Origin of the sequence: Brevundimonas faecalis, from assembly GCF_040549405.1 — a bacterium.
Taxonomy (GTDB): Bacteria; Pseudomonadota; Alphaproteobacteria; order Caulobacterales; family Caulobacteraceae; genus Brevundimonas; species Brevundimonas faecalis.
Map to the genome: position 1 here is coordinate 210,977 of NZ_JBEPTF010000004.1, position 20,373 is coordinate 231,349.

The 20,373-nt window shown below is 67.9% G+C and carries 23 protein-coding genes; 16 read left to right on the forward strand and 7 right to left on the reverse strand.

Annotated elements, in window-relative coordinates:
* Positions 1-10 precede the first annotated feature (10 nt).
* The 3 genes from ABIE19_RS14295 to ABIE19_RS14305 are packed head-to-tail and all read right to left on the reverse strand — an operon-like array spanning position 11 to position 4,455.
* A complete protein-coding gene (locus ABIE19_RS14295) occupies positions 11-883 on the reverse strand; it encodes a 4-(cytidine 5'-diphospho)-2-C-methyl-D-erythritol kinase (protein ID WP_435521154.1) in 873 nt (290 codons plus the stop codon).
* A gap of 4 nt (positions 884-887) precedes the next feature.
* Positions 888-2,747, reverse strand: a complete 1,860-nt coding sequence (locus ABIE19_RS14300; RefSeq protein ID WP_354089887.1) for a tetratricopeptide repeat protein — start codon at positions 2,745-2,747, stop codon at positions 888-890.
* 55 nt (positions 2,748-2,802) lie between these two features.
* On the reverse strand, positions 2,803-4,455 hold the full coding sequence (locus ABIE19_RS14305; RefSeq protein WP_354090094.1) for an electron transfer flavoprotein-ubiquinone oxidoreductase: 1,653 nt from the start codon (positions 4,453-4,455) through the stop codon (positions 2,803-2,805).
* A gap of 191 nt (positions 4,456-4,646) precedes the next feature.
* Between ABIE19_RS14305 and ABIE19_RS14310 the strand changes: the two genes are divergently transcribed.
* On the forward strand, positions 4,647-5,459 hold the full coding sequence (locus ABIE19_RS14310; protein ID WP_354089888.1) for a uracil-DNA glycosylase: 813 nt from the start codon (positions 4,647-4,649) through the stop codon (positions 5,457-5,459).
* Positions 5,460-5,552: 93 nt separating this feature from the next.
* Positions 5,553-7,271 (forward strand): lytic transglycosylase domain-containing protein, encoded by a 1,719-nt coding sequence (locus ABIE19_RS14315; RefSeq protein ID WP_354089889.1) that lies wholly within the window; start codon positions 5,553-5,555, stop codon positions 7,269-7,271.
* A gap of 192 nt (positions 7,272-7,463) precedes the next feature.
* Here ABIE19_RS14315 and ABIE19_RS14320 read toward each other — a convergent pair whose 3' ends face one another.
* On the reverse strand, positions 7,464-8,120 hold the full coding sequence (locus ABIE19_RS14320) for a glutathione S-transferase (protein ID WP_354089891.1): 657 nt from the start codon (positions 8,118-8,120) through the stop codon (positions 7,464-7,466).
* 43 nt (positions 8,121-8,163) lie between these two features.
* On the reverse strand, positions 8,164-8,484 hold the full coding sequence (locus tag ABIE19_RS14325; RefSeq protein WP_354089892.1) for a DMT family transporter: 321 nt from the start codon (positions 8,482-8,484) through the stop codon (positions 8,164-8,166).
* A gap of 152 nt (positions 8,485-8,636) precedes the next feature.
* On the opposite strand from ABIE19_RS14325, the gene purB reads away from it, so the two are divergent.
* The 5 genes from purB to ABIE19_RS14350 all read left to right on the forward strand — a co-directional run bounded on the left by purB (position 8,637) and on the right by ABIE19_RS14350 (position 12,758).
* Positions 8,637-9,935, forward strand: coding sequence for an adenylosuccinate lyase (gene purB, locus ABIE19_RS14330; RefSeq protein WP_354089893.1), 1,299 nt, complete (start codon positions 8,637-8,639; stop codon positions 9,933-9,935).
* 4 nt (positions 9,936-9,939) lie between these two features.
* Entirely contained in the window at positions 9,940-10,671 is a 732-nt protein-coding gene (locus ABIE19_RS14335; RefSeq protein ID WP_354089894.1) for a 2OG-Fe(II) oxygenase, read from the forward strand.
* A complete protein-coding gene (locus ABIE19_RS14340) occupies positions 10,672-11,163 on the forward strand; it encodes a DNA-deoxyinosine glycosylase (RefSeq protein WP_354089895.1) in 492 nt (163 codons plus the stop codon). It abuts the gene before it with no gap.
* Positions 11,164-11,175: 12 nt separating this feature from the next.
* Positions 11,176-12,015 carry a formyltetrahydrofolate deformylase gene (purU, locus tag ABIE19_RS14345; protein ID WP_354089896.1) on the forward strand — a complete coding sequence of 280 codons (840 nt, stop codon included), beginning with the start codon at positions 11,176-11,178 and terminating at the stop codon, positions 12,013-12,015.
* Positions 12,016-12,131: 116 nt separating this feature from the next.
* Positions 12,132-12,758, forward strand: a complete 627-nt coding sequence (locus ABIE19_RS14350; RefSeq protein ID WP_354089897.1) for a fasciclin domain-containing protein — start codon at positions 12,132-12,134, stop codon at positions 12,756-12,758.
* Positions 12,759-12,835: 77 nt separating this feature from the next.
* On the opposite strand, the gene ABIE19_RS14355 is transcribed toward ABIE19_RS14350, so the two are convergent.
* Positions 12,836-13,159: a DUF1476 domain-containing protein gene (locus tag ABIE19_RS14355; protein ID WP_354089898.1), complete on the reverse strand. Its 324-nt coding sequence runs from the start codon at positions 13,157-13,159 to the stop codon at positions 12,836-12,838.
* 265 nt (positions 13,160-13,424) lie between these two features.
* Here ABIE19_RS14355 and purC point away from each other — a divergent pair, with 265 nt between their 5' ends.
* From purC to ABIE19_RS14375, 4 genes are read left to right on the forward strand one after another with little or no spacing between them, the layout of a single operon-like run.
* Entirely contained in the window at positions 13,425-14,183 is a 759-nt protein-coding gene (purC, locus tag ABIE19_RS14360) for a phosphoribosylaminoimidazolesuccinocarboxamide synthase (protein ID WP_354089899.1), read from the forward strand.
* Complete coding sequence (gene purS / locus ABIE19_RS14365) at positions 14,183-14,422, forward strand: phosphoribosylformylglycinamidine synthase subunit PurS (RefSeq protein ID WP_354089900.1); 240 nt, start codon at positions 14,183-14,185, stop codon at positions 14,420-14,422. The genes purC and purS overlap by 1 nt, the downstream gene beginning before the upstream one ends.
* Positions 14,422-14,898 carry a hypothetical protein gene (locus tag ABIE19_RS14370; RefSeq protein ID WP_354089901.1) on the forward strand — a complete coding sequence of 159 codons (477 nt, stop codon included), beginning with the start codon at positions 14,422-14,424 and terminating at the stop codon, positions 14,896-14,898. Before purS ends, ABIE19_RS14370 begins: the two co-directional genes overlap by 1 nt.
* Positions 14,895-15,383, forward strand: a complete 489-nt coding sequence (locus ABIE19_RS14375) for a GNAT family N-acetyltransferase (RefSeq protein WP_354089902.1) — start codon at positions 14,895-14,897, stop codon at positions 15,381-15,383. Before ABIE19_RS14370 ends, ABIE19_RS14375 begins: the two co-directional genes overlap by 4 nt.
* Positions 15,384-15,387: 4 nt before the next feature.
* On the opposite strand, the gene ABIE19_RS14380 is transcribed toward ABIE19_RS14375, so the two are convergent.
* Positions 15,388-16,557: a class I SAM-dependent methyltransferase gene (locus ABIE19_RS14380; protein WP_354089903.1), complete on the reverse strand. Its 1,170-nt coding sequence runs from the start codon at positions 16,555-16,557 to the stop codon at positions 15,388-15,390.
* Positions 16,558-16,675: 118 nt separating this feature from the next.
* Between ABIE19_RS14380 and ABIE19_RS14385 the strand changes: the two genes are divergently transcribed.
* From ABIE19_RS14385 to ABIE19_RS14405, 5 genes are all read left to right on the forward strand, one after another.
* Entirely contained in the window at positions 16,676-17,158 is a 483-nt protein-coding gene (locus ABIE19_RS14385) for a YbhB/YbcL family Raf kinase inhibitor-like protein (protein ID WP_354089904.1), read from the forward strand.
* 11 nt (positions 17,159-17,169) lie between these two features.
* Complete coding sequence (locus ABIE19_RS14390) at positions 17,170-17,568, forward strand: hypothetical protein (RefSeq protein WP_354089905.1); 399 nt, start codon at positions 17,170-17,172, stop codon at positions 17,566-17,568.
* A gap of 99 nt (positions 17,569-17,667) precedes the next feature.
* Complete coding sequence (locus ABIE19_RS14395; RefSeq protein WP_354089906.1) at positions 17,668-18,903, forward strand: MFS transporter; 1,236 nt, start codon at positions 17,668-17,670, stop codon at positions 18,901-18,903.
* 33 nt (positions 18,904-18,936) lie between these two features.
* Positions 18,937-19,599, forward strand: a complete 663-nt coding sequence (purQ, locus tag ABIE19_RS14400; RefSeq protein WP_354089907.1) for a phosphoribosylformylglycinamidine synthase subunit PurQ — start codon at positions 18,937-18,939, stop codon at positions 19,597-19,599.
* 74 nt (positions 19,600-19,673) lie between these two features.
* Positions 19,674-20,372, forward strand: coding sequence for a hypothetical protein (locus tag ABIE19_RS14405; protein WP_354089908.1), 699 nt, complete (start codon positions 19,674-19,676; stop codon positions 20,370-20,372).
* Position 20,373: the final 1 nt, after the last annotated feature.

A 20,373-nucleotide genomic window follows, 5' to 3' on the forward strand; every position in this document is an offset into this window, starting at 1 on the left:
CGCCGGAAACTCAACCGGAGACGGGATTTCCCAACAGGCAGGGCCGCACCCACCAACCCGGCCGCGCCAGGGCGCGCGCCGCGCCTTGCGCGGCGGCCGCGTTGTCGAACAGGCCGAAGACCGTCGCGCCCGAGCCCGACATCCGCGTCAGGCGACAACCGGGCGCGGCGTTCATGGCCGACAACGCCTCGCCTATGCCCGGCGTGACGCGCAGGGCGGGCGCCTCCAGATCATTGCGCTGATGCGCCAGCCAGTCGATCACGGCGGCGGACGACCAGTCGGCGGGCGCTTCGGGACGGTCGGCGCCGCCCGCGGGCGCGTCGTCATAGGCGCGATAGACCGCACCCGTCGGCGACGGCAGGCCGGGGTTCAGCAGGACGGCGTGCAGCGGCGGCAGGCGCGGCTCATCGCTCAGATCGTCGCCCCGGCCCGTCGCCCAGGCCGAACGGGCGCGCAGGCACATGGGGCCGTCCGCCCCGACCACGCCCGCGACCGCCTCCAGCGCCGCCTCGTCCAGATCGAGGGCCAGGAGTCGCGCGGCCAGACGGATGGCCGTTCCCGCATCGGCCGAGCCGCCGCCCAGCCCCGCCGCGATGGGCAACTGCTTGTCCAGGGTCACCGCCACGGGCGGCGTGCCGATCTCCGCCGCCTGCCCCAGGGCGCGCAAGCCCCGCAGGATCAGATTGTCGCCCTCGCCCGCCAGGGCCGCGCCGAACAGCCCCGTCACCTCCAGCGACAGGCGCTCGGCCGGAGCGACCGTCACCGCATCGCCGACGTCGGCGAAGACGACCAGGCTAGCCAGGGGGTGATAGCCGTCGCCCGCCACGGGTCCGACATGCAGGAAGAGGTTGATCTTGGCCGGGGCCAGTCCGTGCAGGGTCACGACGTCAGTCCGCCGCCCCATCGCCCCCGCCCGCATCGCCTGACGGCGCCTGGTTCAGCCGGTCGCGCAGCTTGGCCTCCACCTCGGTCCTGCGGTCCGCCTCCACGTCCAGGGTCAGGACGCGGTTCCACTGGAAGCCCGCCTCGCGCTGGCGACCGACCGCCCAATAGGCGTCGCCCAGGTGGTCGTTGATCTCGGCGTTGGCCGGCTCCTTGGCCACGGCCTGCTCCAGGTTCTCGACCGCCGCGTCGAACTGACCCCGGCGGTACTGGGACCAGCCCAGGGAGTCCTGGATGTTGCCGTCGTCCGGATCGGCGGCGTGGGCGCGGGCGATCATCTCCGCCCCCTGCTCGACCCGCGAACCATTGTCGACCCACAGATAGCCCAGGTAGTTCAGCACCGTCGGATTGTTTGGCTGCTGCTGCAGGGCGGCCCAGAGCTCGGCCTCGGCCTCAGGATAGCGCTTGAGTGCCTCATAGGCGGCGCCGCGCAGGAAGTGGACCTCGAATCCCTGGCCGGCCGTGTTCAACTGGGGCCCGTTCAAGACCGTCAGGCCTTCCTCGAAGCGCTTCATCTGGACCAGTTGCCCGGCCAGAAGATAGGCCGCCGCCGGATCGCCGGGCTGCGCCTCCACGGCGCGGCGCAGTTCGGCCAGGGCGTCTTCCGACTGCCCTGCCTTCTCGAAGCTGAGGGCGCGCTGCACGCGAGAGGCGGAATAGAGTTCCGGATCGCCCTGCCCCACGGTGGCCAGCATGGCGCGGGCGGCGGCTTCCAGTTCCGCCTTCTGCAGGGTCTGACCGATGTAGAGGCGGGTCTGGTCGTCCGGCTCCAGGTTCAGGGCCAGACGCAGATAGACCACGCCGAACTCCAGCCCGCGCTGGGCGATGATCTGGTCGGCGGCCGTGCGCATGGCCAGGGCGGCCCCCTGGCGCAAGGACAGAGCCGCGGGCGGCCGTCCCTTGGCCAGGACGCGCGCCCGCGCCTCGGTCGTGGAACGGTCCTCGGCGCCGGCGGTCAGGGCCGCATCGTACTGGGCCAGTGCCTCGTCCCGCTTGCCGCGCCTTTCGAGGAATTCGCCGTAGGGCAGGCGGAAGAGGCGCGAGGCCAGGGCGTGGCTGGTCAGGTCGCGCCACTCGGCGTCGGCCTCGTCATAGCGACGCCGCAGCTCCAGCAGGCGGGCGCGATTGGCCCGCATCAGCAGGACGCTGATCGGATCGAGGTCGACAGGCGGCGTCGCCAGGGCGCGGTCCCAATCCCCGGCCGCCGCCGCGATCCAGCCCTGGACATAGAGGCCCGCGCGACGGTGCGGTTCGCCCACCGGCGCGGCGGCCAGCATGGCGTCGGCGCGGCGCGCGTCGCCGTGCGCGAAGGCCTGGACCGCGCCGACCAGACGGCCGGCCTGGACGATGACCGCCGTCGCCCCCTCTCCGACCGGCGCGATGCGGGCGGCGTCGTCCAGGTCGCCGGCCAGCAGGGCGGCGGTGAAGGCCTGTTCGCGCACGCGCGGCTGCTCGGGCGTCAGGGCGTAGACCCGGTTCAGATAGGCGGCGCCGGCCTCGGCCTCGCCGCTGGTCAGGGCGTTGCGCGCCGCCAGATAGAGTCCGAAGGCGCTATGGCCCTGGGCGTCGGTCGGCACGGGGGACCATTCCGCCGGAATGGGATCGACCTTGGGCTCCTCCGGAGCCTCGGCGATGATGATCTCCGGGTCCTGGCCCATCGGCTCGTCGGCCGCCGGAGCCTCAGGCGCCTCCTGGGCCGCAGGCGCCGGATCCGGCGTATCCTGAGCCAGAGACGGCGCGGCCGCCCCCAGGGCGACCAGGGAGGCGGCGGCGAACAGGGCGGAGCGGCAGGAGACGAAGCGCATGGACGGACCCTTCACGCTTTCCCCGCCGCCCGCAAGGGGCTGAAACCCCTCGCCCTTACATGTTCGGGTAGTTGGGGCCGCCGCCGCCTTCCGGCGTGGTCCAGACGATGTTCTGCGACGGGTCCTTGATGTCGCAGGTTTTGCAGTGAACGCAGTTCTGGGCGTTGATCTGGAAGCGCGGATTCGAGCGGCCGTCCTCGTCGTACAGCACCTCATAGACGCCCGCCGGGCAGTAAAGCCGGGCAGGTTCGCCGTACTTGGGCAGGTTGACCTCGACCGGCACGGACGGGTTCAGCAGCTTCAGGTGAGCCGGCTGGTCCTCGGCGTGGTTGGTGTTGGAGATGAAGACCGACGACAGCTTGTCGAACGACAGCTTGCCGTCCGGCTTGGGATATTTGATCGGCTTGAAATCCTTGGCCAGGCCGGTCGAGGCCGCGTCCGTCTTGGTGTGCCGCATCGTGCCGAAGAAGGAGAAGCCGCCCGTCAGGTGGTTGACCCACATGTCGAACATGGAAACCGCCCCGCCCATCATGGTGCCCAGCTTGGACAGCATGGGCTTGGCGTTCCGAACGACCTTCAGTTCCTTATAGACCCACGACGCCTTGTAGGCGGCCTCATAGGCCTCCAGCACGTCGCCCTCGCGGCCCGCGATCACGGCCTCATAGGCGGCGTCGGCGGCCAGCATGCCGGTCTTCATGGCGTTGTGGCTGCCCTTGATGCGGGGCACGTTCACGAAGCCGGCCGAGCAGCCGATCAGGGCGCCGCCGGGGAAGGCCAGCTTGGGCACCGACTGGAAGCCCCCCTCGGTGATGGCCCGCGCGCCGTAGGAGATGCGGGTGCCGCCCTCCAGATGCTCGGCGATGGCCGGATGGTGCTTGAACTGCTGGAACTCGTCGAACGGCGACAGGAACGGATTCTTGTAGTTCAGGTGAACCACGAAGCCGACCGACACGTAGCGGTCGCCGAAGTGATACAGGAACGACCCGCCGCCGGTCTTGTCGTCCAGGGGCCAGCCGGTCGTGTGCTGGACTAGGCCCGGCTGGTGCTTCTCGGCCGGGATTTGCCACAGCTCCTTCAGGCCGATGCCGAACTTCTGCGGGTCCGAGCTGGCCGTCAGGTCATGTCGGGCCATGATGGTCTTGGCCAGGGAGCCGCGCACGCCCTCGGCGATGAAGACATACTTGCCGTGCAGTTCCAGACCAGGCTGGAACTCGCCAGTCGGCTTGCCCTCGCGGTCGATGCCGAAGACGCCGGCGACGACGCCCTTCACCCGTCCCGAAGGCTCATCCCAGACGACGTGGCTGGCGGCCATGCCGGGATAGACTTCGACGCCCAGGGCCTCGGCCTGCTCGCCCAGCCAGCGGGCGACATTGCCCAGGGAGGCGATGTAGCAACCGTGGTTGTGCATGAAGGGCGGCATGGCGAACATGGGCAGCGAGGCCTGCCCCTGCGGACCCAGCACCAGGAACTTGTCGGTCTTGACCGGGGTCTCCAGCGGCGCGCCGCGTTCCTTCCAGTCGGGGAAGAGTTCGTTCAGCGCCTTGGGATCGATCACGGCGCCCGACAGGATATGGCCGCCGATCTCGGCCGACTTCTCCAGAACGGCGACGGAAATCTCTTTTCCGTCCTTCTCGGCGCGCTGCTTCAGGCGGATGGCGGCGGACAGGCCGGCCGGGCCGCCGCCGACGATGACGACGTCATATTCCATGACCTCGCGCTCGACGCCTTCCAGCGCTTCCGCCGGCGGGAGCTTGTCGATGACGGCTTCCTGCCACGCGTTGATCGCGCCGCCTTCGATGGCTTGCTCGCCCATGATCCCCTGAATCCTTGTTATCGTCGTGGTTATCCGTCTTATCGTGAGGTGACGTGGCGGCGGTCAAGGCTTATCCCTGTCCGCGAATGACGCTCCAGACGCCCGACATCGCCGCGACCGAAGCCCTGCTCGCCTTCTGGCGGGATGCAGGCGTGGACGCCTGCTATCTGGACGAGCCGGTCGACCGCACGGTCTTCGTCGCTCCGCCCCTGTCCATCGCCCCCTCCCCTGCTTCGTCGGGCGTCGTCACGCCCCTGCGCGCGCCGAACGCCGCGGACGCAGTGGCCGAGGCCCGCGCCGCCGCCGCACAGGCGAACAGCATGGAGGACCTGGCCGAGGCGATCGCCGCCTTCGAGGGTTGCCCCCTCAAGGGAATGGGCGCGCGCCAGTCGGTCTTTTCGCGCGGCGATCCCAAGGGCGCCCTGATGATCGTCGGCGAAGGCCCCGGCGCGGACGAAGACATCCAGGGCAAGCCCTTCGTCGGCAAGGCGGGGCAGCTTCTGGACCGCATCCTGGCGGCGGCGGACCTGCTGGATCAGGCCTTCATCACCAACACCGTCTTCTGGCGCCCGCCGGGCAACCGCACCCCGACCCCGCTGGAACAGGCCGTCTGCGCCCCCTTCCTGGACCGCGCCTTCGTCCTGCTTCGTCCCCGGGCCGTCCTGCTGGTCGGGGCGGCGGCGGCCAAGTCGGTGCTGAAGATCGAGGAGGGAATCATGCGGACCCGGGGCCAATGGCGCGAATGGCGTTCGCCGGACGGCGACGTCTCGGCCCCCGTAATCGCCACCCTGCACCCCGCTTTCCTGCTGCGCCAACCACAGGCCAAGGGCTTGGTTTGGAAAGACATTCTCGATTTGTCGGCTCGCCTGTCGGGCGAAAAGCTTGAGCCCCCGGCCTGATTCAGGCATCTAGGGCCTTTGGAGACCAGTCCGCAGAGCGCTGCAGAATCCCGAATCGAGACGGGACGGCGCCGATGAAGGGGGCCGCCGCGTATGTATCTTTTCCGTCGGACGCGTCGTGCGTCCCTGCTCGCTCTCGCGCTCTGCGCCACAGTTGCGACCGCCGCCCACGCCGCTACGGACGTCGATGAAAACGACACCGCGCGCGCCTATGCCGCCGCCGGTTCCAGCAACAGCCTCTCGACGCCCACGGCCCTGAGCAGCGAGGATCGCCTCAGCTACACCACCGCCTTCGACGCCTTGCGTCGCGGCGACCTGGACATGGCCCGCGACGCCGCGCGTCAGGCCAAGGACCGCGTCCTGCTGGGTCAGGTCGAGTTCGAACGCCTGTTCCATCCCAGCCACGTCGCCACCTATGACGAACTGGCCGCCTGGCTGGAGACCTATTCCGACCTGCCCATGGCCCAGCGGGTCTATACCCTGGCCATGCGTCGCCTGCCCGACGGCGCGCCCGAGCCCAAGCGTCCCGGCGGCTTCCTGGCCCGCACCTGGGCCAGCGTCACCGGAACGGGCGACGGCGGCGTCACCGATCCGGCCAAGGCGGCGCGCGTCGCCCTGAACAACGACGACCTGCCCGGCGCCTATCACATGGGCTCCGACATCGGCGACTGGTGGACGGCCGGCCTGGCCGCCTGGCGGATGAACCAGTTCGCCGACGCCTATCGCGCCTTCGAGCGCGTCGCCCAGGACCCGACCGAGGACCCCTGGGTTCGCGCCGGCGCCGCCTTCTGGACCGCCCGCGCCGCCGCCCAGTCGGGCCGCCAGGATCGCGTGACCGAACATCTGCGCCTCGCCGCGCGCTGGCCCGCCACCTTCTACGGCCAGGTCGCCCTGCGCCAGTTGGGCGAGGAGCCGACGATCGAGAGCCAGGGACCGCGTCCCTATGCCGAGGCGAGCCTGCGCCACGCCGCCTATACGCCCGAACCGACCGGCGTCGACGCCCGCGAACTCAGCGACTTCATCCGTGCCGACGAGACCGCCCGCCGCACGGTCGCCCTGTACGAGGTCGGCCGCCGCAACGACGCCGAGCAGTCGGCGCGCGACGGCCTGCGCACGGCCGTCGACGACGGCGCCCGCCGCCTGTGGGCCGGGCTGTACCGCACCGTGGCCCCCGGCCGCGCCGCCCAGTCCGACGCCGCGCGCATCGACGCGGCCCGCTATCCGATGCCGGAACTGCTGCCCGAGGGCGGCTTCACCATCGAGAAGGCGCTCGTCTACGCCATCGCGCGCAAGGAGACGGACTTCAACGCCGGGGCGCGATCCGGCGCCGGGGCCTACGGCATGATGCAGGTCATGCCCGCGACCGCCGCCTACATGACCGGGGACCAGGGCTATGTCCGCAACCCGGAACGCCTCTATGTCCCCGCGACCAACCTGAAGCTGGGCCAGGACTATGTGAACCGCCTGTTCCAGATCGAGTCCTTCCAGGGCGATCTGCTGAAGGCCGTGGCCTCCTACAACGCCGGGCCGGGTCCGATGCTGGCGGCGATCCGCAAGCTGGGCGCAGACGCCGACCCCCTGCTGCTGATCGAGACGATCGACGTGCCCCAGGCGCGCGAATATGTGGAAAAGGTCGTGGCGGCCTACTGGATCTATCAGCGTATGCTGGGCGCGCCGGTGAACACCCTGGACGCCGTAGCGTCCGGCGCCAAGGCCGTGCCGATCCGCCTGGACTATGTGGCCCCGCCGCCCCAGCCGGTCACGACCGCCCTGCAGGTGGCCGAGGCCGTGGTTCCGGGCGGCGCCCGCTGAGCCTCAGCCCAGGCTGGACAGCAACAGGGCCCAGATGAAGGCCATGGCCAGGGCCGCGATGAAATAGGCCCGCGCCGTCCGGCTCCAGTCGGTCTTTCTGCTGATGGTGCGCATGCATCCGTCCCCCGCGGCGTCTCGCCGCCGAGGGACAGAATGTAACGACGCTCCTTAATCGTCGGTTTTCGTCCGCCGTTAAGCGACGTTAGCCAAGCCGTCCTTTTCCCAGGCCTGGAAATCGGGCTGGGCCAGCAAGGCCTCGACATAGGCCCGCGCCGTCCCGTCCACATCGCCGTGGGCGCCCAGGTCGATCTGATAGTGACGCACCCGCGCCGCGACCGGGGTGAAGAAGGCGTCGGCGATCGACCAGTCTCCGAACAGCCACGGCCCGTTCACGCCGAACCGGGCGCGCATCTGACGCCAGAGAACGACCAGCCGGCCCAGGTCGCGATCCAGGGCGGGATCGGACGGCGCGGTCGAACGCACCTCTCCCGCCAAGGGATGATCGGGCCCCATGCCGCACAGGTCGCGCAGGGCGGGGAAGCCGGAGTGCATCTCCGCCGTCGCAGAGCGGGCCAGGGCCCGCGCGGTCGGATCGACGGGCCACAGGTGCGCGTCGGGATAGTGCTCGGCGGCCCATTCGCTGATGGCCAAGGTGTCCCAGATCGTCTCACCGTCCACCTTCAGCAGGGGAACGAAGCCGGAGGGGGACAGGCGGCGCAGCTCGGCCTTCTGCTCCTCGGTGCGATAGGAGACCTCGCGGGCGGTGAAGTCCGCCCCCGCCCGTTTCAGAACCAGCCAGGGCCGCAGGGACCACGTGGAATAGAGGCGCGGTCCGATGATCAGTTCCATGGCGAGTCTCCGGCGGGGGCGAACCCCATCTATGGCTGCCCCCTCAATGGCTGGAGGAGAGCTTCAGCACAACCAGGCCCGAGACGATCAGCAGGACGCCGCCCACGCGCATCGGCGTCAGGGCCTCGCCCAGCACCGCCACGCCGACGACGAAGGCGCCGACCGCGCCGATGCCGGTCCAGATGGCGTAGGCCGTGCCCAGGGGCAGGCTCTTCATCGACATGGACAGAAGGCCGAAGCTGACGATCATGAAGGCGATGGTGCCCACGGTCGGCCAGGGCTTGGTGAAACCCTCCGACGCCTTCATCAGGAAGGCCCAGACGATTTCGAACAGACCGGCGAGAAGCAGAAGAATCCAGGCCACGACAATCTCCCTTGCATGGCGTGCCGGGTCGTCCCGGCGTCCAGCCCGTAACGGGAGAGGTCGTCCTCTGATCCGCCCTATCTGGGACAAGAGGCGCCGAAGTCAATGGCGAACCTTGACTCACGGGCCTTCGCGACCGACACGACGCGTCCATGATCACGCGCTATTCCCGCCCCGACGCCGTCGCCATCTGGTCGCAAGAGACCAAGTACAAGATCTGGTTCGAGATCGAGGCCCATGCCGCCACCAAGATGGCGGAACTGGGCGTGATTCCGAAGGAATCGGCCGAGGCCATCTGGGCCAACGGCAAGGACGCGACCTTTGACGCCGACCGCATCGACGAGATCGAGCGCACCACCAAGCACGACGTCATCGCCTTCCTGACCCATGTGTCGGAAATCGTCGGCGAGGAAGCCCGCTTCCTGCACCAGGGCATGACGTCTTCGGACGTGCTGGACACCTGCTTCGCGGTGCAGTTGGCGCGCTCGACCGACCTGCTGCTGGACGGCGTCGATCGCGTCCTGGCGGCGCTGGAAACCCGCGCCAAGGAACACAAGTACACCGTCACGGTCGGCCGCAGCCACGGCATCCACGCCGAACCCGTGACCTTCGGCCTGAAGCTGGCCGGCTACCACGCCGAGTTCCAGCGCGCCCGTCGTCGCCTGGTCACCGCGCGCGAGGAGATCGCCACCTGCGCCATCTCGGGCGCCGTCGGCACCTTCGCCAACGTCTCGCCGGAAGTTGAAGCCTATGTCGCCGACAAGATGGGCCTGTCCGTCGAGCCCGTCTCGACCCAGGTGATCCCGCGCGACCGCCACGCCGCCTATTTCGCCGCCCTGGGCGTCGTCGCCTCCTCGATCGAGCGCCTGGCCACCGAGATCCGCCACCTGCAGCGCACCGAGGTCCTGGAAGCCGAGGAATTCTTCGACAAGGGCCAGAAGGGCTCGTCGGCCATGCCGCACAAGCGCAACCCGATCCTGACCGAGAACCTGACCGGCCTGGCCCGTCTGGTGCGCTCTTCCGTCGTTCCGGCGATGGAGAACGTCGCCCTGTGGCACGAGCGGGACATCAGCCACTCCTCGGTCGAGCGGGGCATCGGTCCGGACGCCACCATCCACCTGGACTTCGCCCTGCATCGCCTGGCCGGCGTGATCGAACGCCTGAACATCTATCCCGAGAACATGCAGAAGAACCTGGACCGCCTAGGCGGCCTGGTCTTCTCGCAACGGGTCATGCTGGCCCTGACCCAGGCGGGCGTGTCGCGCGAGGACGCCTATGCCGCGGTCCAGGAAAACGCCATGAAGGTCTGGCGCGGCGAGGGCCGCTTCATCGACTTCCTGAAGGACGACGCCCGCGTCACCCTGCCTGAAGCCGAACTGGAGGCCCTCTTCGACCTCGGCTACCACACCAAGAACGTGGACGTGGTGTTCCAACGCGTGTTCGGAAGCTGACACCGTGGCCGAGCGCGCGATCCGACTGAACCCCCGGCTGGACCCCAGGGACTATGCGGAAGCCTATGCGCGCGACGGCATGGTGCAGGTGCCGGACCTGCTAGAGGCCGAAAGCGCCGAATGGCTGGCCCTGGCTTTGGAGCACGATACGCCCTGGCATCTGTCGCTCAGAACGCCGGAGGGCGGACGTCTGTTTTCTCCGCAGGAGATGGCGGCCATGGGGCGTGACGCCCTGGCCGCCCATATGCAACGCGCTCTAGCGGACGGACAGACCGGCTTCTCCTTCATCTACCTGGCCTATCCGATCATCACCGCCTTCCTGAACGGACGCGACCCGGGCCACGCCACTCATGCCCTGCTGCAGTTCTTCAACGACCTGCCCTTCATGAACTTCGCCAAGGCGGTGACGGGCGAAGCGGGCGTCACCAAGATCGACGCCCAGGCCACCTGGTTTCGACCGGGCGACTTCCTGACCCAGCACGACGATACGGACCAGGGTCAACGCCGCGCCGCCTATACGCTGGGTCTGGCGAAGGATTGGCGGCCTGACTGGGGCGGTCAATTGTTGTTCCACGATGAAGCGGGGGACGTGGTTCGTGGCTTCAAACCGGGCTTCAACGTCTGGACGGTGTTCAAGACGCCGCGCAACCATTCCGTGGCCCCGGTCGCAGCCTACGCCGGGAGCGCTCGCCGCTCCATCACCGGCTGGCTCCGCGACGATCCGCCCGTTCGCTGAATGCCCAAGATCGGCTTTGGTCCGATCATCGACGACCGCGCGCGCGTCCTGATCCTGGGCAGTTTACCCGGCGACGCTTCCCTGAAAGCCGCCCAGTACTACGCCCATCCGCGCAACGCCTTCTGGCCCCTGATGGGCCAGTTGCTAGGCGAAGACCTGCCCGCCCTCTTCTATGAAGCGCGATTGGAGCGACTGAAGGCGCGCGGGGTCGGCCTATGGGACGTCATCGCCTCGGCCGAGCGCTCCGGCAGTCTGGACGCCGCGATTCGCTCGCCCGAGGCCGCCGACCTGCGCGGTTTGGTCGCCCGCCTGCCCTGCCTGCGCGCCGTGGCCTTCAACGGCGGGCTGGCGGCGAAGCTGGGGCGTCGCATCCTGAGCGATCTGAACGGCGTCGCCCTGATCGATCTGCCGTCCACCAGCCCGGCACACGCAATATCTCTGTCGGCAAAGGCGAAAAGCTGGGCCATATTGAGCGACTTCATTTCTCAATAAACCGCCTGACAGATGATTCTGACCCTTTCCTGCCCTGACCGCCATGGCATCGTGGCGGCCGTCTCTGCTTTCTTGCTGGAACGGGACGCCAATATCTCCGACGCCCAACAGTTCGGCGACGCCATGAGCGGCTACTTCTTCATGCGGGTGGTGTTCGAGCCCGCCGAGAAGGATTCCGAAGAAGCTTTACGGTTCGCCTTCGCGCCCCTGGCGGCGCGGTTCGAGATGGACTGGACACTGCGTGGGCCAGAGCCGCGCAAGGTGATGATCCTGACGTCGCGGTTCGATCACTGCCTGGCCGACCTGCTCTATCGCTGGCGCATCGACGAACTGCCGATGCAGGTGACCGCCGTCGTCTCCAACCATCCACGCGACATGATCGGCCATGTCGACCTGGGCGATCTGCCCTTCCACCACCTGCCCATGCAGGGCGACAAGGCCGCGCAGGAGGCCCAGTTGCTGAGCCTGATCGAGGCGACCGGGACCGAGTTGGTGGTCCTGGCCCGCTACATGCAGATTCTGTCCGATGATCTGGCCGCCCGGCTGACGGGACGCTGCATCAACATCCATCACTCCTTCCTGCCCGGCTTCAAGGGGGCCAAGCCCTATCATCAGGCCCATGCCCGGGGCGTGAAGGTGATCGGCGCCACCGCCCACTATGTCACCGCCGACCTGGACGAAGGCCCCATCATCGAACAGGACGTGGAGCGCATCAGCCACCGCGACGCGCCGGAAGACCTGGTCCGCAAGGGACGGGACATCGAGCGTCGCGTCCTGGCCCGCGCCGTCTCTCACCACCTGCACGACCGCATCCTGATGCACGGCGGCAAGACGGTGGTCTTCGCGGACTGATCACGGCGCGCGCCGAAAAACGTGATCGACGACGCATCCTTTGGCGGCCTTAACCGTAATTCTCTCCGATCCCGCCGCCCGGCCCCACGCCAGGCGGCCTTCGATGGAGAGACATCATGACGATCACGCGCACGACCGCTTTCGCGGCCGTTTCGGCCGCCGCCCTTCTGGGCCTCGCCGCCTGCGGCAATAACGAATCCAAGGTCGAGAAGGCCCCGGCCGAAGCGACCCCCGCCGAATCCGCCGCTCCCGCCGCCGCCGAGCCCATGGTCGGCGGCGCAGCCATGAACCCGAACGAGACCATCGTCGCCAACGCCTCGAAAGCGGCCAATCTGACCACCCTGGTCAGCGCGCTTCAGTCCGCGGGTCTGACGGAACGCCTGCAGGGTGCCGGCCCCTTCACCGTCTTCGCGCCGGACAACGCCGCCTTCGAGAAGATTCCGGCCGCCACGCGCGAAGGCTGGATGCAGCCCGCCCAGAAGGCGGCCCTGACCAAGCTGCTGACCTATCATGTCGTGCCCGGCCGTCTGACCGCCGCCGACATCGCCGCCCAGGCCCAGGCCAACGGCGGCACGGCCACGCTGACCACCGTCCAGGGCGAGAAGCTGACCCTGAAGGACGCCGGCGGCGGCAAGTGGACCGTCACCGACGCCCGGGGCGGAACCTCGACCATCACCCAGGCCGACGTGGCCCAGTCGAACGGCGTGGTTCACGTCGTCGACACGGTGCTGATGCCGAAATAGGCCGAGCGGAAACGAAAGAAGGGCCGCGACCTCGCCGGTCGCGGCCCTTCTGAATTCGTTCGGTCGAAACCGAAGCCTTATTCGCCGGCGCGGATCTGCTCGCGCGCGACCGAGGCCAGTTCGTCCATCTTCATGCGCAGCTCGCCTTCGGACACCGTCAGGCCCGAGCCCTTGAAGTCGCCGGCGACCTTGCGGAAAACGTCTTCATCGCCCGGCTGCTCGAAATCGGAGCGGACGACGGCGGCGGCGTATTGCTCGGCGCTCTCTGCCGACAGGCCCATTTTTTCAGCCGCCCACAGGCCCAGCATCTTGTTGCGACGCGCGATGGCCTTGAACTCTTGTTCCTGATCGAGGGCGAACTTGGTCTCGTAGCCCTTTTCCCGATCTTCGAAGGTCGTCATGCGCGTGGTCACTCCAGTCGCGGAAGGAATTGAGGGTCCGCATCGCCGTCTATAGCCCCCCTGCACGCGAACGCAACCGGACTCGCCGCCGCAAGGCTGACGCCGCGTCACAGGACGATATTTGTGTCACAGACGCCCTTCGGCTAAAGGGCGTGCGGTCTTATATAGCCGCCGTCGATTCAAGGATCGCGCCGCCCGTCGTCGCCGGGGCCGCGCGTTTTTCGTTTTGAGGCTGTCCGTTTCCTTCCCCCTCGGGACCCGATTGATGAACACCAAGCGCAAGAAGCTCTATGAGGGCAAGGCCAAGATCCTTTACGAAGGACCCGAGCCCGGCACGCTGATCCAGTATTTCAAGGACGACGCCACCGCCTTCAACGCCCAGAAGAAGGCGACGCTCGAAGGCAAGGGCGTCATCAACAACCGCATCAGCGAATTCATCATGTCGCGCCTGAACTCGATCGGCGTGACCAACCACTTCATCAAGCGCCTGAACCTGCGCGAGCAGCTGATCCGCGAAGTCGAGATCATTCCGCTGGAAGTGGTCTGCCGCAACATCGTCGCCGGCTCGCTGGCCACCCGCCTGGGCCAGGAAGAGGGTACGCCCCTGCCCCGTTCGATCATCGAATTCTACTACAAGAAGGATGAGCTGAACGACCCGATGGTGACGGAAGAGCACATCACGGCCTTCAACTGGGCCACGACCCAGGAACTGGACGACATCCTGGCCATGACCGTGCGCGTGAACGACTACCTGTCGGGCATGTTCGGCGCCGTCGGCATCACCCTGGTCGACTTCAAGATCGAGTTCGGCCGGGTGTGGGAGAACGACTTCGCCCGCGTCATCCTGGCCGACGAGATCAGCCCCGACAGCTGCCGCCTGTGGGATTCGACCACCGGCGAGAAGCTGGACAAGGACCGCTTCCGTCGCGACCTGGGCGACGTCATCGAAAGCTACACCGAGGTGGCCCGCCGCCTCGGCATCATGAAGGACATGCCGACCGTGATCCAAGGGGGACTGCACTAATGGCCAAGGTCAAGGTTCACGTCTTCCTGAAGCCCGGCGTTCTGGACGTTCAGGGCAAGGCCGTCGAAGGCGCCCTGCAGGGTCTGGGCTGGGCCGGCGTCTCGGGCGCCCGCGTCGGCAAGCTGATCGAGTTCGACCTCGACGACGGCGTCGCCGACAAGGAGGCCGAGGTGAAGCGCATGTGCGAGACCCTGCTGGCCAATACGGTCATCGAGGGCTACCGGATCGAGATCGCCTGATGAGAGCCGCCCTGTTGATCGGGGCGGCTTTTTTATTGGCCGGCTGTTCGCAAGAGCGGCCGGTTCGGCAATTCGGCTCGGCGTTTCTGGACTGCTCCCAGGGCTTCGACGCCTTGGCCGCCGAGATCAAACGCACGCCCGCCATCATCGCTGAAGAATATGATCGCGGAACGTCGGCATACCGTGATGATCGAGCATCAGCCCTCTACCTGATCACTAGACCTGACCATCCCGCCCACCCGGCCATCTTCGTCCGGCACGTCGCCCTATCGAGCGAGGGCGCCTCGATAGTCTCAGGAGGGTGCGGCTTCGGCGACCTGAAGGCCCTCGACACCGAACTGAAAGCCTACTCAGCCTTCGACCGGATGTTGAATGCGGAATATGTCTGCCACCTGTGTTCATCGGACAGATTGCTCTCCCCGTCCGCAATAGACCGCTATCCGCCGCCGCCCATCCAACCCCAGCCGTCTGAATGATTCTCCGCCCCGAAAGTCCGTCAGATCGGGCCGCAATCCAGGCTCTGACGGCGGCGGCCTTTGACGGCCATCCGCACAGCGACGGCTCCGAGCCGCGCATCATCGGCGCTCTGCGCGACGCCGGCGCCCTGACCTTGTCGCTGGTGGCGGAGGTCGATGGCCAGGTGGTCGGCCACGCCGCCTTTTCTCCCGTCGAATGGCCTGGCGAGGGCGACTGGTTCGGCCTCGGTCCGGTGTCCGTCGCGCCGGATCGCCAGAACCAGGGCATCGGCCGCCGACTGATCGAAGCGGGACTGGACGAGCTGCGCCGAGGCGGTGCGCGCGGCTGCGTCGTCATGGGCGAGCCCGCCTACTATGGCCGCTTCGGCTTTGTTCAGGACCCGCACCTGACCTATCCCGGCCCGCCGCCCGAGTATTTCATGGCCCTGGCCTTCGGCGGTATCAAGGGATCAGGCGACGTGCGCTACCATCCAGCCTTCGGCTGAGGCGCTATTCGCACAGATAGTCCCGGCTGAGCGGCACGGCGGTCTGCTTCTTCGTCAGCTGCAGTTGGAACACCATGTGGCCCAGTTCGCGGAAAGCGACCTCGCTGGCGGCCAGATAGAACTCCCACATCCGGCAGAAGCGCTCGTCGTACATGGTCAGGGCCTCGTCCCGCCGCGCCAGGAAGCGCTCGCGCCAGACCTTCAGCGTCTCGGCGTAGTGCAGGCGCAGGATCTCCATGTCCGTGACCCACAGGCCCGAACGCTCGATGGCCGGCAGGACCTCCGACAGGGCCGGGATATAGCCGCCGGGGAAGATGTATTTGCGGATGAAGGGCTGGGTGCGGCTGGGCGGCGACTTGCGGCCGATGGAGTGGATCACCGCCACGCCGTCGTCGTCCAGAAGACGGGCCACCGTGTCGAAATACTCCTGATAGTTGGGCGTCCCGACATGTTCGAACATGCCGACCGAGATGATGCGGTCGAAGGTCTGGCTCAGGTCGCGATAGTCCTGCAGCCGGAAATCGGCCCGATCGGCCAGGCCGCGCTCCGCCGCCCGCGCATTGGCTGTACGATGCTGCTCGGTCGACAGGGTGACGCCGGTCACGCGCCCGCCTCTTTCCGCCATCGACAGGCCCAGCCCGCCCCAGCCGCACCCGATGTCCAGAACGCTCTGCCCCGGTTGGAGCAGCAGCTTGTCGATCAGACGCCGCTTCTTGGCGATCTGGGCCTGTTCCAGGGTCGCGTCCGGCGTCTCGAAGAAGGCGCAGGAGTATTGCAGGTCCTGGTCCAGGAACAGGCGATAGAAGTCGACCGTCAGGTCATAGTGGTGGTGGACGTTGTTGCGGGCGTGCAGACGGTCGTTGGCCTGTTCCGCACCGCGCCGGATACGCTGCATCAGGGTCAGGCGCGGCGACCGGGGGCGGAGCGCCAGTTGCGAGGTCGTCAGTTGCAGGAAGTCGTAGATGTCGCCGCCTTCGATCCGGAAGGTCCCGTCCATGAAGGCCTCGCCCAGGGCCAGTTCTGGATTGGCGGCGATGGCCAAGGCCGCCTTGTTCCCGGTCACGACCGCCGTCAGTTCGGGTTCGCCCGGTCCCGCGGACAGCGTCCGCCCGTCGGGAAGACGCACGCGGATCGAACGCGTCAGGAAGGTACGGTCGAGAAGGGATTGCAGCATCCGGCTCTCCGCGCTTTAGAACGTCGATGAAGCTTAGCTAGGAACTGTCCGTGGGAAGGCAACGGCGTCGAACCCCGACCGTTCCGCACAGGACAGTGATCAAACGGGAGCGCCGCCTATGACCTTCACCCTTTCCTCGACCGGTTTCACGGACGGCGACGTCCTGCCCGACGCCCAGGTGAAAGCCCTGGGGGACGCCTCGCCGCAGCTGTCCTGGTCGGGCGCGCCCGAGGGAACCCGAAGCTTCGCCGTCACCTGCTATGACCCGGACGCCCCGACGGGCTCGGGCTTCTGGCACTGGACCGTGGCCAACATCCCCGCCGCCGTGACGGAACTGGCGGCTGGCGCCGGCGCCGCCGACGGTTCGAGCCTGCCCCAGGGCGCCGTACAGGGCCGTACCGACTTCGGCCTGCTCGGCTTCGGCGGCGCAGCCCCGCCCGCCGGCCACGGCCCGCACCGCTACATCTTCACAGTCTTCGCCGTGGACGTGGACCGGCTGGACGTGACCGAGGACAATTCCGGCGCCGTCTTCGGCTTCAACCTGCACTTCCACACCCTGGCCAAGGCCTCGATCACCGCGACCTACGAGAACCTGGGCTGATGACGACCCGCATGGCCGACACGCATGAAACCCGGCTGTCGGCCATGCCCGACCTGTTCCGCCGCCTGCTGGACCAGCCGCTGCATCCCCTGACGCGGGCGCGCCTGCCGGTGCGCGACGCCCTCTATGTCTTCTATCAGGACGAGGAGCCGATCCTGGTGGGCAGTCCGCCCCATGTGGAGGAGGTGCGCCTGCTGGCCCCGTCGGTGCGGCTGTCGCAAAAGATCGGCGCCCATGGACCTCGTCGCGCCTCGTCGCCCAGCCCCGCCATGACGCGCAAGCCCGTCTCCGCCCGTTGGCTGCCGCTGGAAGACGAGGACGACCGGATGCTGCTGGAGCTCTACGCCGCCCAGTCGCTGGGCCTGTCCGTGTCCCACCCCCGGATTCGCCAAGGCCTGACCGGCGCCTGACACATATCGTGAGGCCGATGGCGAACAGCCGCGGTTGATGCGGACGGCGCGTGGCCTATTTTGCAGCGCACCCTTCCCGTTTGCCGCACTGCGATAATCATGGCCCCTGCCGACGCCGCCCCCTGCCTCGACGACCTGCCCTGCCCGGCGCCGGATCGCGTGGCGGCCCGGGGAAAGGTCGCCCTGGTCCTGCTGGCCCTGGCCATGGGCGGTTTCGCCATCGGCGTGACCGAGTTCGCCGCCATGAGCGTCCTGCCCGACTTCGCGGCCGGACTAGGGGTCGACGAACCCACGGCCGGCCATGTCATCAGCGCCTACGCCGCAGGCGTGGTGGTCGGGGCGCCGATCCTGGCCGTGCTGGGCGCGCGCCTGCCGCGCTGGCTGCTGCTGATCGGCTTCATGGCCCTGTTCGCCGTGGGCAACGGTCTGAGCGCCCTGGCCCCGACCTATGAGTGGATGCTGGCCTTCCGCTTCCTCAGCGGCGTGCCGCACGGCGCCTATTTCGGCGTGGCGGCCCTGGTCGCGGCCTCGCTCGTGCCGCTTCGGCTCCGGACCAGGGCGGTCTCGACCATTCTGCTGGGCCTGACGGTCGCCACGGTGATCGGCGTGCCGATCGCCAACGCCGTCAGCCACGCCTTCGGATGGCGCTGGACCTTCGCCATCGTCAGCCTGCTGGCCGTCCTGACCATGGCCCTGGTGGTCCTTTTCGCCCCGCGCGACCCGGCCCGGCCCGAGGCCACGCCCCTGCGCGAACTCGGCGCCCTGAAGCGCAGCCAGGTCTGGCTGACGCTGGGCGTCGGCGCCGTCGGGTTCGGCGGCATGTTCGCCGTCTACGCCTATCTGGCCTCGACCTTGAAGGCCGTGACGGGCGTGGGCCCGGAGGTCATGCCCTGGGTCTTCGCCGTCTTCGGGATCGGCATGACGGCCGGCAATCTCCTCGGGGCCTGGGCCGCCGACCGATTCGGCATGGCGGCAGCCGGCGGGCTGTTGCTGTGGAGCGCGGCCGCCCTGGCCCTCTATCCCTTCGCCGCGCCTCACCTCTGGTCCATGCTGATCGTCGTCCTGCTGATCGGCGGCGGAGGCGGCCTGGGCTCCATCCTGCAGACCCGGCTGATGGACGTGGCCGGCGACGCCCAGACCCTGGCCGCCGCGCTGAATCACTCCGCCTTCAACACGGCCAACGCCATAGGTCCGCTGCTGGGCGGCATGGCCGTGGCCGCAGGCTGGGGCTGGACCTCGACCGGCTGGGTCGGCGTGGCCCTGACCCTGGGCGGCTTCGCGGTCTGGGCGGTCGCCTGGCTGACGGGACGCAGGACACAACAAAGCGACGCCTGACATTCTTCGCGAAGGGTGCTAGGAGGCCCGGCCATGAGCGCAGCCGTCATCGTCTTCCCCGGTTCCAACTGCGACCGCGACTGCAAGGTCGCCGTCGAACGTTCCACTGGCGAACAGGTCCAGATGGTCTGGCACGCCGAGACCGAGCTGCCGAAGGGCCTCGATCTGATCGTCCTGCCCGGCGGCTTCTCCTACGGCGACTATCTGCGCTGCGGCGCCATGGCCGCCCAGGCTCCCATCATGCAGGCGGTCAAGAAGGCCGCCGACGACGGCGTCACTGTGGTCGGCATCTGCAACGGCTTCCAGGTCCTGTGCGAAGCCGGGATGCTGCCGGGCGCCCTGTTGCGCAACAGCGGCCTGAAATACGTGTGCAAGCCGATCAGTCTGACCGTCGCCAACGGCCAGACCCGCTTCACCTCCGGCTATCAGGGTCAGCGCGAAGTCGTCATGACCCAGGGCAACGGCGACGGAAACTACTTCGCCGACGCCGAAACCCTGGCCCGCCTGGAAGGCGAGGGCCAGGTGGTCTTCCGCTATGTCGACAACCCGAACGGCTCGGTCGCCGACATCGCCGGCATCCAGAACGAACGCGGCAACGTCCTGGGCATGATGCCCCACCCCGACCGCGCCTTCGAAGCCGAACTGGGCTCGGCTGACGGGGCGGTCCTGTTCCAGAGCATCTACGCGGCCGCCTAGGGCCGAACGTCGTTTTCCAATCTTGACGCCCATACGACTGCACGGCATCTGTTCGGGCAGCCAAGGGGGCTTTCATGATCAAGAAAATTCTCGGGATCGCCGCGATCCTGTCGCTGGGCGCGTGCGCGTCGCCCTATGTCGCCACACCTTACGATCGGGCGGCGCACAATGTGCAGTCCATCACGATGATGGACGACGCGCTGCCTGAAAAGGCCATAGCCTATGAGGTCGCGTCGGTCGGTTCCAACTTCGGGTTGATCGGCGCGCTCGTGGACGCAGGCATCCAGGCCAGCCGTCAAGACGCCGTGAACGATGCTCTGGTCAGCATTGACTTCGACGCGGAAGAGCGGCTGGAGCGCCGGATGGCTTCGGCTCTGTCGACACAGGGCTACACCGTCGCCCCTCTGTCGGGCTCAACTCGCGAAAAGCGAGACCTGCTTGAAGCCTATCCGGACGCCTCCGGCGTCGACGCCTACCTTGATGTATCGGTGACCCACTACGGCTACCTGTCATCGGGAGCCGGCCAGCCCTTTCGTCCCAGCGTAGGCGCCGAGGTGCGACTGGTGAAGGTGTCTGATCGCTCCACCTTGATGGAGAACATCATCGTCTACAATCCGCTGACGCCAGCCGAAGGGGTCGTCACCCTGGCTCCGAATCCCCAATATGCGTTTAGCAATCGCGCCGAGCTGCTGGAGAATCCCGCGCGCTTGGCCGCCGGCATCGAAGACGCGCTGAACCAGGTGGCCGACACAGCCGCCCGCCTTCTGCAATAGG

Coding starts and splice junctions, on each gene's coding strand:
- ABIE19_RS14380 (WP_354089903.1), bottom strand. CDS start 16,557: ATGCTGCAATCCCTTCTCGACCGTACCTTCCTGACGCGTTCGATCCGC.
- ABIE19_RS14340 (WP_354089895.1), top strand. CDS start 10,672: ATGCCCAAGATCGGCTTTGGTCCGATCATCGACGACCGCGCGCGCGTC.
- ABIE19_RS14370 (WP_354089901.1), top strand. CDS start 14,422: ATGAGAGCCGCCCTGTTGATCGGGGCGGCTTTTTTATTGGCCGGCTGT.
- ABIE19_RS14395 (WP_354089906.1), top strand. CDS start 17,668: ATGGCCCCTGCCGACGCCGCCCCCTGCCTCGACGACCTGCCCTGCCCG.
- purU (WP_354089896.1), top strand. CDS start 11,176: ATGATTCTGACCCTTTCCTGCCCTGACCGCCATGGCATCGTGGCGGCC.
- ABIE19_RS14375 (WP_354089902.1), top strand. CDS start 14,895: ATGATTCTCCGCCCCGAAAGTCCGTCAGATCGGGCCGCAATCCAGGCT.
- ABIE19_RS14320 (WP_354089891.1), bottom strand. CDS start 8,120: ATGGAACTGATCATCGGACCGCGCCTCTATTCCACGTGGTCCCTGCGG.
- purB (WP_354089893.1), top strand. CDS start 8,637: ATGATCACGCGCTATTCCCGCCCCGACGCCGTCGCCATCTGGTCGCAA.
- purC (WP_354089899.1), top strand. CDS start 13,425: ATGAACACCAAGCGCAAGAAGCTCTATGAGGGCAAGGCCAAGATCCTT.
- ABIE19_RS14310 (WP_354089888.1), top strand. CDS start 4,647: ATGACGCTCCAGACGCCCGACATCGCCGCGACCGAAGCCCTGCTCGCC.
- purS (WP_354089900.1), top strand. CDS start 14,183: ATGGCCAAGGTCAAGGTTCACGTCTTCCTGAAGCCCGGCGTTCTGGAC.
- purQ (WP_354089907.1), top strand. CDS start 18,937: ATGAGCGCAGCCGTCATCGTCTTCCCCGGTTCCAACTGCGACCGCGAC.
- ABIE19_RS14355 (WP_354089898.1), bottom strand. CDS start 13,159: ATGACGACCTTCGAAGATCGGGAAAAGGGCTACGAGACCAAGTTCGCC.
- ABIE19_RS14300 (WP_354089887.1), bottom strand. CDS start 2,747: ATGCGCTTCGTCTCCTGCCGCTCCGCCCTGTTCGCCGCCGCCTCCCTG.
- ABIE19_RS14315 (WP_354089889.1), top strand. CDS start 5,553: ATGTATCTTTTCCGTCGGACGCGTCGTGCGTCCCTGCTCGCTCTCGCG.
- ABIE19_RS14405 (WP_354089908.1), top strand. CDS start 19,674: ATGATCAAGAAAATTCTCGGGATCGCCGCGATCCTGTCGCTGGGCGCG.
- ABIE19_RS14305 (WP_354090094.1), bottom strand. CDS start 4,455: ATGGAATATGACGTCGTCATCGTCGGCGGCGGCCCGGCCGGCCTGTCC.
- ABIE19_RS14350 (WP_354089897.1), top strand. CDS start 12,132: ATGACGATCACGCGCACGACCGCTTTCGCGGCCGTTTCGGCCGCCGCC.
- ABIE19_RS14385 (WP_354089904.1), top strand. CDS start 16,676: ATGACCTTCACCCTTTCCTCGACCGGTTTCACGGACGGCGACGTCCTG.
- ABIE19_RS14390 (WP_354089905.1), top strand. CDS start 17,170: ATGGCCGACACGCATGAAACCCGGCTGTCGGCCATGCCCGACCTGTTC.